Below are 12,079 nucleotides of genomic sequence, written 5' to 3' on the forward strand. Positions count from 1 at the left end.
CTTTATGAAAAGTGACGTTGTAATTCCTTTCTTAGCTCTTGTTCGTTAGTGATATCCTCTACGAATGCTCTGTAACTATTTCTCCCGATAGTTACATTAATATTTGCCGGTTGCTTTTGCTGAACTTCAACACTAGCATTTACTCCACTTTGAACCTTAGCAGCGCTTTTTCGTTTTAACCCTCTAAGACTTGATCGGATATTATGACTTCCGACCTTCAAATCAGGCTTATAAGAATCGGAGGTTTTTTGAGCCAGTTTTTCAGTTGATTTTGTAATAACCGATTTAGCTTTCTTGATCGAATTGCTAATTGGCCCGCCAAAGTCCATTCTATGAATATCACTTAATGGGCCTCGTTTCGCTGGAGAGAATGGCCAAAAATCCCGAACAGCTCCAACAATATTTTCAACAGTTCCTGTAATCTTTGATTTCATTGCGTTCAATCCATCAATAGCCGATTGAATGATGGCTTTCCCCGACTTGTATAAATTAAGACCGTCAAAAATTGATTTAACGCGATCCATACCATTCTGAACTATAGCCTTCGCTCGATCGATCTTATTCTTAATCGCATTACGCAAATCATCAAACTTTTGTTTGGCCAAGCTAACAGCTTGCTGAATTTTGTCCCGAATAGCAGAACGTATCTGCTCAAACTTTTCTTGAACAATTCGCTTCGCTGCTTGGATTTTATTCTGAATATTGTTCTTCAACTCAATAAATTTATTAACTGAATTTTTAACAGCTTCACGAACTTTTGAAGTAATAGCCGCTTTTATACGATTGAATTTCATCTTAGCAATCGCAAGCATTTCAGCAGCTTTAGCTTGAACTTTGGTTTTAAATTGCTGCCACTTCATAACTGCTTTCGCTACTAACTCAGCAACCTTCTTCGTGACTTTGTTCTTTATCTCAATGAACTTTTCAGATACGACCTTAGCTAACTTTTTTGTGAAAGATACAATCTTATCCCAGTTCGCAATAATAATGGCTGCAAGAGCAATAACTCCTGCTATTACCCATCCTACCGGTCCCATGGCAATAAACCATGAAGCCGCAATCTTTGCAGCATGGATAAGTGATTTGATTCCCAGCCATGCATATTTAGCTCCAACCTTTACTAATTGAACAACCATCTTACCAGCCCATACTACAGCTTTTTTTAGAGTAGTAGCCATGGACTTAGCCATCATAGTTAAACCAGTAATCATCTTTGCTCTTAATAAACCGGTGGCAGTCCAAACTGCCTTAAAAGCACCACCAAATGCAGACTGAAAGGCTACTATATTAGGTATGAATGCAATCAGCGCACCAGATAACACTGTAACCCAAGCAATGATCTGCCCCATCATCGGATAACTTTCCATCATTGAATTTGTCCAACTGATGAATTGATTGGATAGCTCTAATATTTTTGCTCCCATTGGAGCTAATGCAATGCCAAGGTTGACTATAAACGTAATCACATTACCGATCAGGTCAACCACCTTAGGGCCGTTTTCTTGTACATACTGAATGAATTTCTGAAACCCATCAGATTTAGCTATCGTAGAAGACCACTCTCTAAATTTAGTCGCCATTGAAGATAATGAGTCAAAGACAGTGGAGCTATTATCACTAAACGCAACGAATAAATTTATAATTCCTTTAAATACGTCGCCAAAGATGCCTCTTATAATAGGGAGATTCTCTTTTACATATTGAATAAAAGACTCTAATTCTTTTGACCCGGCTACACGTTGAGTAAACCCAACAAAAGACTTCCCCATACTCTCAAAGCCAGCACTCATAAAATCAGTTAAAGGAGCAAAAGCCACGGTAAGGTTCATGAGTCCTTCAATAAACCCTGATATTCCATTGACTAACTTCTCAAGAATAGGCGCTGCACTCGTGTTTAAGTAATCAAAGAAGGACTGTGCAGCTGAAGACTCAAAAAAAGTCTTAAAACGATCAGATAGCTGAGTCACTGTATCAGCCATACTTTCAAACATGGGACTCAAGGAATCAATGATAGTTTCTAGACCTGCCATTGCATCTCCAAAAGCAGAGGCTACCTGAGGAGCAATAGCTTCCTGAACCTTCTCCCAAGAACTTTTCATGGAGTTTAATTGCTTTGTAGCCTTAAGGTTCTCTTTTGTGGATTCTGCTGTTCCATCAATTATAGATTTAATCGTAGGTGCTGCGGCCGCCCCATAAGCAATAGCAGCACTACCGGCAATACCAAAGGCAGCTCCAAGAGCAACCGCGCCAGAAGCTACAACACCCAAAGTATTACCAACGGCCATGATAGCCGGAACCATGGATGCAATGATCGGCACAAGGCTTGAAGAAACCATGATTCCTAATCCTCTGAACGTATTACCTGCTACTGTTCCAAATGCCTGGATAGAATTAGCTATCCGCCCCATGGTCTGTTGAAAGTTATTAATACGCGCTTCTATTGGTATAACAACTTTCTTATTTAAAGCCGTTTTCACAGCCATTAGAAATCCCATTTTCCGTTTTGCTTCTGAATCATCGACACTAACATCGACTTCTGCCTTAGCTTTGTTTCGAGCAAATAGGTTCATCATTTTGCGCGCTTTTTTCAAGTTACGTTTCAAAGGTGAAGCATCAGCATCTAAATGAGCTTCTTTAATGGACTCTGACTCTTTTTTGAATTTCTCGGTTACTCGTTTAGCAGATTGGATCGCACGCTTGTATTTACTGGCATTAGCCTTTAATTCGGCCTCAATAGAATACTCACCCATTACATCCCCCCTTCCTGCTATTATGCTGAGCCGCTATTTGTGCTGGAGTTAATTTCGCAGTCGATACCATTTCTTTTTTCTCTTCAAATGGTTCATCAATAAGTTTCAATGCTTTTTCATAATCGAAAAAGTCATCAAAGTTTTTAAATTGATATTCTTCTTTTGGTTTTTTCTCAGTCCCGGTATTCTTTGTAGCTTTCGCATTCCTAATTAGAAAAGCTAATTTATGGAGTCGATACTCTTCGTCAATTTCCTTATATTCTTCTGCATAACGCTTGTAGTGAAACTCAGATAAAGTCATCATTTCAACATCGTTTAGTCGCTCCACCCCTAATTTTCTAAGAGCGTATATAACAATCTCGGTGTAAGTTAAACCGTCTCGAGACTGGCTTTCTTCTCCTGTTCTTTTAGGTCTTCCGGTAGAAGGCTTCGGGTCATAGGTCGCTTTCCCAATTCTTCAATGATCTGCGATCCAAAAGTTTCAAAACCTTCATTAGATGCAATATCATCAAGGACTTCTTCAAGTTCCTCAAAAGTAGTAGGTGACTTTTTATCATGAGAGGTCGCTGCTTTAATAATTTTAGAAAGACCTACAATATTTCCTGTCTGGAGCTTAGGGATTAGCATTTCCAGCCCTTCCCCCAAACTAGCTCCTTCAATTTCAAACCCTAGTTCTCTGTCAATTTCTGTGAGGGTTCGTAGTCCAAAAACCAATTGGATTTCTCTTCCATTAAAGTTGATATGCATAATTTAATTCCACCTTTAAATTTTTATATAGAAAAAGAGAGAGGAAAGCCTCTCTCTTAAACAGCAGGACCCGTAGGAGCCAGTCCATCATCAGCTACATCCTCTGAAAGAAGGTCATGAAATACATAGGATAAAGTTTGAAGGTCTCCATCCGGGAGTGTTACTTGCCCTTTTCGACGGGTCCCTTCTGTCATATATGTCCCTTCTACTTCTGCATCTCCTTCTGCAGGATTTGTGGGTTCCCATTCCGTGATGTATCCTTGTCGATATTCTGCATTAAACTTTGTGCTTGTCCCGTCATCATTTTTCGTTGATAAATCAACTTCCCACATTTCAATAGGGAAATCTTCAACGATAGAATCCTCTAACATTTTGAATGTAGGGTCGTCTTTAGACTGTAGGGCAGAGATACTGACTTCGTCCTCTAAGACTGAGGAGCCGGAAACCGGCCCATCTTTTGTTTCTGTTTTCTCCCTTTCTCGAGAATATGATTTAGAATGTTCTGTCTGAAAAACCAACTTTGCACCCTCTGCAGCTTCCCCAAGCTTACGAAAGTACAATACCTTGTGTACCCCTTTAGCAATATCGGCCATTACTTTTCCTCCTTACGTAACTTTATACTCCACCTCAATCGTTCCATGGAGTAAATTTTCCTGTGTGGTGTTATCGAATATCTGATTAGAACTTAATCCAGTCAGTTCTAAGCAATAGTTCTTTAACTTTGTTAAATGTCTCAGTTTCATCTCAATGTTGTAGACCATTTCTGTAAATAATGATCGATCACGGGCATACCCCCATACATGTACCGTTTGTCTCAAGTTCCCCGTTATAACATCCTTGTTGTTCACAACATCTTCGCTGTTTGTCTCAGCTACAAATACAAATGGATATGGAAGACTTTCATCCGTTGCAGGAGAATAATCTATGGTTTTATAGCCAAGTTTCAGAGACGATGTGAAAACAGCATTAAATAATTGAATCTGGGGTGACAGCATTTATTCACCTACTTTAAAAGTCTGTCTAAATCTTTTTGCAATTGCTCCTTCTGCTCGTGGAAGGCATCTCTTAAAAACCAAGTTGGATCCATAAAACGGGTACCGAATTCAAGGTACCCAGCATATTCTGAGTCCACTAATGTGCTATATTCCAGTTCTCCAATCTTCATAGTCTTGGTATTCCTTAAGGTATGACCTGTCCAATATCCCTTATTAAAACGTGACCTTTCGTTGTTTTTAACTTTGTCGGTCATCTCTATGGTATTGTTTTTTACAACTGTATCGACATCATCATCAATATCCTCTTGCATCTTATCCAGTTTGGTAAGTAACGCATCTAATCCATCTAATTCCATGCACTCACCTCTTCTAAATAAAAAACGCTCTCCGACTTATACGCTACATGTCGAAGAACGTTAAATATCTTTTTATTTACCTTCGCTTTATCCGCGTTTCCCTTAAAAGGACGCTGCAACCTAACTGATGTGACTTCCTTGTTGATTGATCCAAAGATAGCTTTTGTTTTCTCCAGGCTCACAGGCGATTTGTTACAGGGAAGAGTTATCCCTTTATCTACCTGAACTTCATTCTTTCCCGTTTGTGGGTTGTACCCACTGCCTACGACTTTGTGAAGAGTAACGCGATCTGCATATCTCATTAGAAGAACGAAACCTTTCCAGATTCATTTGGTTTAGGAATGTACGTTTCTAAAATAGACCAATAGGGTTTAATGTCATCTTCCATGTACTTGACTGACTTTCCCTCAATTGATTCCGATTTCATCCCTTCGCTCCCCAATTTTTGAAACCTATTAATAACCATTTCCTCAATGATAAACATTAGCTCATTAGGAACCCCCTCTATATCAGCGTGCTTTTTTAACCAAACCTCAAGATGAGAACGTGCATTATTAATAAGAATGGTCAAAACGCTATCCTGGAGATTATCATCTATGCCTAAGACTACTTTCACGTTTTTAAGAATTATATCCATTACATCACGTCAGTTCTTTTTCAGCTTGGATAGCTTCTTCTTTGCCTTGAATCTTTTCACCATTTGATAGCAAGTACCATGGGCCTCCTTTATGCTGGGGGAACTCTTTTTGGAAAGCATTGTTTTCATTTAAGGAACCAACTAATGCCTCTCCTTCGACTTCCTCTAATACTGGAGTGCTTATAGAATTACTTTCAGACATCAATTCTTCTAGTCGTTTTTCTGATACGCTACCTCCTGGATATTCCATCCCTTCCCGGTAGTGTATTTGAGTATTTTTATCTCGAAAACCTCTAATTACTTTATAAGGCACTTTCATTCACCCTTTCTCATTTAAACTGCCGGAGCAGGCATTAACTTAGCAAAGGCATCATCTTTAACAATCATCATTGCTACATCCATTGTGGCCCTTAGAGCAACCATTTCACGTTCAAATAGGTTAATAGGTTCACCGTCTTGGTCAACAATTGTAGAAATGGTACCTTCTTCTGCTATCTTGTATGAGATATCAAAAGGAATTCCATAATGGAGATGATCAAAGTCTGCAGCATAAAGTGTGCCTTTTGGAAGGTTAGATGATTTGAAATTCACGGCAGGTAGGCCATCAATTCGATTGTTTGAGCGATCATAAATAGATTGTTGCAGGTTTCCTTCACCTATAGTTGCTTGGCGAAGAGCTGTAGCATTTTGAGCTTTAGAAATAAATGCATTCGCTTCAAAGTCATCTTCCAGGAGTTCATCTTCCATCAGCAGAATGTTATCTCCGGTGATATCCCCTTCTACTACGTGATCAGCTGCAGTAACAGATTGATCAATGGATTGTGAAAAAGGATTTGAAACATTTAAGATACCTGCTTCATCAAACTTTTTATAAAATGCTTCACTAATCTTAGGCCTCATTTGCTCGAAGAAATCAGACATACTATACTGCAGAAACTCTCGAGAAACGGGAAGGATGACACCGAGTTTCTTAGCTTTCATGGTAACTTTCAGCCATTTAGCTTTGGATGTTTGAATACGTTCTCCTTCATTAACCCAGTATGCTCCAGGACCCTCAGCAAAATAATCAAATTCCTTCTCTTGCTTATTCATTTCCTCATAAACACCAAGCTGCATGATCTTAGAGTTTTGCATCATATCGTTCATGATTAATGTGCCAAAATCTTTCGGGATCGTACCCTCCTTAGAGTCACTCATCATAACGTTTTCTGGGTTAAATGTTTGTTCAGCAAAGTGCTGAAGGTTTAGTTTCAAATATGGTTGGTTGCTCATACTCTATATCCTCCTATTCATTAAATAATTCTTGCTTTCTTGGCCATTTCAGCACGTGAATTGTTGCTAGTGGATGGTCGCCCTTTAAAGGACTGAGCTTCCTGGGGTGGATCTTGTCTCAATTTTTCTTTAACAGCATTGTTAACTGCTTCATCAAATACCCTTTTGATATTAGAAATGGACTCTTTAATCTTTTCATTATCATCCAGTGCTACTAATGAGCCTGCAAAATCCGTGGGTAACCCTGCTTCTTTAAGGTCCCCTTCTACCTCTGTATGAAGTTGTTTTAGGTTTAACTCGCGCTCTCGATCCTCTAAATCTTTCAACCGTTGATTATAATCAGCTTGTTCCTGCTGAGCCTTTGTCATCTTGGCGTAATTAGCAGCATCTTTCTTTGCATCATCAATAGCTTGCTGTTTTTCTTTCTCCAGCTTTGAAGCTTGATTTTTTAATGCCTTATCCACTGCTTTACTAATTGCCGAATCAACATCAGATTGCGTGAAAGTTTGGTCAGAATTGTTCTCTGAGTCATCTTCGTCTGAGGTTTGGTTATCCTCGCCCTTACCTCCGGAATCATCATCTGCAAAAAACTGTAGATTCAACGGGTATAATTTACTTTGCCATTCAGTCACATTCATTCTCCTTATCCCATCCAGTCCCTAACACATATCTTTTAATTCCATAAAAAATAAGCCCCTTACAGTCCATGATGGCCCGTTTAGTGCTTACCTTTATAGAACTTATTCAATTATTTGCTGAAAGCCCGGATAGTATTGTAATTTATCTATAAATACTCAAACTGCTAAGCATCTATACGTATTTACTACCAATAGCCTGAAGAAATCTGTAAAGCGAATATATAAAGTACAGGTATCAAGAGTAAGATAACATTTAACAAATTAATGATTAATTCTCTTCTCAAAATGATTTGAACTGTAGAATATATTATCCCTGCCACAAGAATAATAAAAGTCGTAAATAAATAAGCGTCTACAAGTAAAGATAGAACAAGTAAGACAGGAAATAAGAATACAAGATATCTGCGCAACATCAATCACCCCCTTCTAAGGCTGCATTTGTTTTTTTCAACGATAGCAACAATAAATACTAGCAGAGCATTTTATAAAAGACAAAACTACAGAATATATTTCTTCTTCCGATCAGAAAAGAACTGCTCACGCCACTCTCCTACTACCAGCATTGTTCCGGATCTACAAAAAGGATGCATAGGAGGGGCATTAATACCAGGTGTCATTTCAGCAACTCTAAACCTCTCCCCATCAAGTTTTTCACAAGTCTCAGAAGTTTTATCATCTAATTTAGCTACAAACTCGTACTCTTGCTCTACTTCATCTTCTGCCAAAGCTTCAAAAGATAGCTTCTGAGCATCCGTTTGAACACGTGCTGTCTCAGTAATCAATAAACGGCGTGCCTCAAATGTATTCACTTTAAAGCGCTCTTTGATCTTGGCCACCGACCTATATGGATGCACTCCGCGAACAATGGAGCTATTAATGATCACTTCCAACTCACTCCGCAGTGAAGCCATGTCATTCCATATACGTGAAGACCATGTTGCACCATAAAAAGACGCCCCTACGATAGATAGAAGCGTTTCCTGAGATATCACTATATTGGCACAAAGTATTCCTGCTTGTCTGGCCACTTCACTTACTCCAGCTTGTTTAAAGTAGTCTTGAAAGACATTAACCTGTCCATTAGCCATTGCAACTAAATGGGCGTTCAGCTGCATCATCAGAAGCTCTTGGCGATTCACTTTCATTTTAGTGTTATAGGCCATGAGCATTTGATTGGCTTCTTTACTAAAGTTCTTATCCCTTACGTACTTAGCTGCTAATTCTTCATACGCTTGAATGTCAAACTCAGAAACGCGCTTTTTAGCTTCCGTACGGCTAATCTGATTGCTTTCCGCATATTTACCATAGAAAGAATAAATCTCTTTCTCAGCCTCTCTTAAGGCTTGCTGAGTAATCCTTTCCAATTGTCGCGCAACTTCTTCGTCCTTCATCTGCTCTCGAGTGATATTATCTTTTTCACGTTGAATCCAGTATTCTTTCCCCTGTGCCAACTAACCACCTCAGTTCTCCATGTAATTTGAAGCTTGGCGTTGAGTGCTGCGTTCCTCTTCAATTTGCTTTTCTTCCTCTTCGGGATTTTCCACGATCATAGGAATTGTCTTAAGCGTTGTTTTTTGAGAAAGCTCTCCACCGAGGTTATTGAACATATCAACAGCATCTTTTGTAGACTTAGGAAGATTGGGTGTGAACTTATAAGTGATTCCCTCAAAGTCTTTCTTACTTGCTTCACTCGCCAGGCTCATAACATTACCAATCAACTGATACCGACGATTCAGAGAACGTTTAAAGAGACGCTCCTTATTAATCCTGATTTGCTCCAGGCCAAACAACTTATACTTCATCGCTTCACCTGTTTGCTGGCCACTAAAGTTTTCATCCGTCAAATCAGGCGTGTTCGTAAACTTATGAACGTCTGTCTGAAGCCTATCCTTATAAGACTCTACACCTGATACATCATATTGTTTGTAAATGTAATCAGCATCCACATTACTTTCCTTGCCTTCTACGTTATTTGCAGAAGGTTTAAGGAATATAATATTAGATTGTTTCATCTTCTTTGCTTCCTCTGGATCCAATTCTACATTTCCTACAATCTTTAACATGGCATCATTTAAATCTGTCATATAGTTGGCAGTATCGGATTGAGCTGCATCATACAAATCAATGAGATCCAGTACGTTTTCAAAGTCACCCTGCCTGAATCGATTATTGGAATGCTCGTTAATCGGCACATTTCCAAAAGGATGTTCGACCGTGCTGTCAAAAGTAAGGTTATAGTCACCAAAATTTGAAGTGTAGTATGTGTGTATCTTATTAGGCGTATAGAACAAAACCTTTATTTTCTTATCATGACCGTATCCAACTACGAAATATCTAACTCCAGCCACAATATTCTTTTCTATAGTGTTGTCATAAATTAAGAAAGTCTCTAAAGGGGAAGATAAGTAAACCTTCGTTAGATCTTCTTGATTCCTGTGCACTAATTCATAAGCTCGACCATAGATAGACAAGTCTAGGATGAGATCAGCATTTAAGGAATCACTCTCTATAGTTTTATTAACCTCGTCAATTCTCTTTTGAGCAGCGTCCTCTGTATGACTCATTGCAATAGGTACACCGACAAGAAAACCTTGCATGAAGTTCGAAACGTATTTAGCGTAGTTATGCCTTGCCCGGTGGTCTGCCTTATCGTCTTCTTTTCGTCTATTCATTACTGAAATAGCTGCATTATTACCTTTGTAATAATCATCTAACTCATCCAAACGTGGCCGCTGGTGTTCAATATGATGCTTAATCATAGCTGATAAATCTTCGGTGTTATTCAAGAGCTCATCCAACGACTCATAAGTGTATTGGATATTCGCTTCCTTACTAAAACGGCGCTTATTGTTATCTGATTCGTGAAGACCATATTCAAACTCTTTTGCACTTGCCACATTCTCACCTCCTATAAGCCTAAATTCTGCAGGGCTTTATAAGTGTCTGTTTTCTTCTCAACACCCAGATGATATTGCTCCAGGCTATATCTGAGAGCATCGATAATATGGTTATTAGCATCAATAGGTGTATTCAGCCATTTACCTTCTTTGTCCTGATCAAATGTATATGTGTTGAACTCCTCAACTGTATATACACATCGTGGGTGGATATACACTTTGAATCCCTGTATAAAAAGAATGCCTTGATTAATGCTGCCGGACCCTTTAACTGATCCCCTCATTCTCCTGGTCCCTTTATTGATTAACTCTTGAATCAACCGTTTCTCAGCGGAATCCGCGGTAATAGGTGTTTCATTCAATCCTTTATTACCTAACATTTCGTAGATGTCCTTTGTTAACATGGCCTTCTCATAATGGTCGTCATAAATCCATAGTTCTTTGTTTTCCAAATCAACAATTGAGCTTACAACCGTCGTTGGATCATTAGTGAATCCGAAGTCCATGCCGTGGGCTGTTTCCTGGATTTCTTTAATCTTCTGCTGGATATTGAAGTCCTTCACTTCAAAGTTCTCAAATACCAGACCCTCAGCAACTCCCCATTCACCATCAGCAACTATTCTTGCTCTTCGAGGATTCGTTCTGTACAAGTCCAAATAACGGGACCGGTCAACTTCATCCAGCCATTCATTTACTCTAAAAGTAGTTGTAATAGCAAAGGTGTCTTTCTCCCTTGTCTCTTCATCAAAGAACACCTTCTTAAGCCAGTGTCTTTCAGACCACGGGTTGAAGGTCACTGTAATTTGTTTAAAAAAGTCTGGAGCTTCGTACATACCACGGATGGATTCCACGACCGTACGGAATTTTTCTTCTGTTTCTATTTGGTATGCTTCTTCAAACCAGGACCAGCATAGGATACCAACATCAACCGTAATAGAGGTGATTTTCAACTCATCATCAAGGCCCCTGAACAAGATTTTCTGGCCCGTAGGTTTATAAGTAATTTCAGGTAGCGATTCATTAAACTTAAACAAATGGGCAACTCCCAACATGGAAGCTGCCCACTTTAAATCAGTATAGGTTGATTGCTTGTTCGTGTTTGAGTATCGCCGGACAACGAGTAGGTTGGCCCAAGGGTACTTCATGATGCGATGAATGAAATTTAGAGCAGTGGTTTTGGACTTTTTACTACCACGGGATCCTTTAACCACCCTGTAGAATTGTTTATTGTTCCAGAACCGGTTGTAGCCTTCACCTATAATTTTTCTAATGGAGATCTTAAGTTGATCAGTCTTCATCAGGTACATCCTCTACAAATACAGGAGTCACATTTTCCACTTGGTTCTTCTCGGTCCACATAACGTAACGTTTTCCCAGGAGCTCTGCTGCTTTCGTTCGATCATTGGTATCTGAACGCTTATCATGACGCTCTACTTCAGAACCATAGTCACCATCACCTAACACAAGTAACTGTTCATCTGTAACTTGTCCTCTCATAACAGATGTGAGGTATTGGAGTATTTCATCCTGATCAGCTATGGAGTCCTTTTTCAACTCCTCTAATCGTTCATCAATATAGGATTTTACGTTAGCCTTTGTTAGCAGTCTACTTCCAGAAGCTCTCGCTGCTGAATCCTTTTTCACGTTAGGATATACAACTTTATATGATTTCGAAATGTTCCCTGTCTTAATGTATTCATCTGCGAATCGTCTCTGTTTTTCTGTCATCTTGCCCATTACATAACACCTTCCCCCTTGCGCTAATCGCTAATTCAGTTGTTACCATA

Annotated in this window: 13 protein-coding genes; all 13 read right to left on the reverse strand. The window is 39.2% G+C overall.

Going from position 1 to position 12,079, the window contains the following annotated elements; genetic code table 11:
- Positions 1-2 precede the first annotated feature (2 nt).
- On the reverse strand, positions 3-2,750 hold the full coding sequence (locus ACXAJH_RS06235) for a phage tail family protein (protein WP_474993334.1): 2,748 nt from the start codon (positions 2,748-2,750) through the stop codon (positions 3-5).
- A complete protein-coding gene (locus tag ACXAJH_RS06240) occupies positions 2,743-3,078 on the reverse strand; it encodes a hypothetical protein (RefSeq protein WP_474993335.1) in 336 nt (111 codons plus the stop codon). Before ACXAJH_RS06240 ends, ACXAJH_RS06235 begins: the two co-directional genes overlap by 8 nt.
- Before the next feature lie 41 nt (positions 3,079-3,119).
- The gene (locus ACXAJH_RS06245; RefSeq protein WP_474993337.1) at positions 3,120-3,497 is read right to left on the reverse strand and encodes a tail assembly chaperone; all 378 of its coding nucleotides are present in this window, start codon (positions 3,495-3,497) and stop codon (positions 3,120-3,122) included.
- Between the two features lie 56 nt (positions 3,498-3,553).
- Positions 3,554-4,090: a phage major tail protein, TP901-1 family gene (locus ACXAJH_RS06250; protein WP_474993339.1), complete on the reverse strand. Its 537-nt coding sequence runs from the start codon at positions 4,088-4,090 to the stop codon at positions 3,554-3,556.
- A gap of 410 nt (positions 4,091-4,500) precedes the next feature.
- On the reverse strand, positions 4,501-4,848 hold the full coding sequence (locus tag ACXAJH_RS06255) for an HK97-gp10 family putative phage morphogenesis protein (protein ID WP_474993340.1): 348 nt from the start codon (positions 4,846-4,848) through the stop codon (positions 4,501-4,503).
- Between the two features lie 301 nt (positions 4,849-5,149).
- Positions 5,150-5,485 (reverse strand): phage head-tail connector protein, encoded by a 336-nt coding sequence (locus tag ACXAJH_RS06260; protein ID WP_474993341.1) that lies wholly within the window; start codon positions 5,483-5,485, stop codon positions 5,150-5,152.
- A gap of 4 nt (positions 5,486-5,489) precedes the next feature.
- Positions 5,490-5,804, reverse strand: coding sequence for a hypothetical protein (locus ACXAJH_RS06265; protein WP_474993342.1), 315 nt, complete (start codon positions 5,802-5,804; stop codon positions 5,490-5,492).
- Between the two features lie 14 nt (positions 5,805-5,818).
- Complete coding sequence (locus ACXAJH_RS06270; RefSeq protein WP_474993343.1) at positions 5,819-6,757, reverse strand: phage major capsid protein; 939 nt, start codon at positions 6,755-6,757, stop codon at positions 5,819-5,821.
- A 20-nt stretch (positions 6,758-6,777) separates the two neighbouring features.
- A complete protein-coding gene (locus tag ACXAJH_RS06275) occupies positions 6,778-7,389 on the reverse strand; it encodes a DUF4355 domain-containing protein (protein WP_474993344.1) in 612 nt (203 codons plus the stop codon).
- A gap of 503 nt (positions 7,390-7,892) precedes the next feature.
- On the reverse strand, positions 7,893-8,846 hold the full coding sequence (locus ACXAJH_RS06280; protein WP_474993346.1) for a minor capsid protein: 954 nt from the start codon (positions 8,844-8,846) through the stop codon (positions 7,893-7,895).
- A 9-nt stretch (positions 8,847-8,855) separates the two neighbouring features.
- Positions 8,856-10,292 carry a phage portal protein gene (locus ACXAJH_RS06285; RefSeq protein ID WP_474993348.1) on the reverse strand — a complete coding sequence of 479 codons (1,437 nt, stop codon included), beginning with the start codon at positions 10,290-10,292 and terminating at the stop codon, positions 8,856-8,858.
- An 11-nt stretch (positions 10,293-10,303) separates the two neighbouring features.
- Complete coding sequence (locus ACXAJH_RS06290) at positions 10,304-11,590, reverse strand: PBSX family phage terminase large subunit (RefSeq protein WP_474993349.1); 1,287 nt, start codon at positions 11,588-11,590, stop codon at positions 10,304-10,306.
- A complete protein-coding gene (locus tag ACXAJH_RS06295; RefSeq protein WP_474993351.1) occupies positions 11,580-12,029 on the reverse strand; it encodes a terminase small subunit in 450 nt (149 codons plus the stop codon). The genes ACXAJH_RS06290 and ACXAJH_RS06295 overlap by 11 nt, the downstream gene beginning before the upstream one ends.
- Positions 12,030-12,079: the final 50 nt, after the last annotated feature.

This window comes from Halobacillus sp. ABD4_316 (assembly GCF_056161385.1).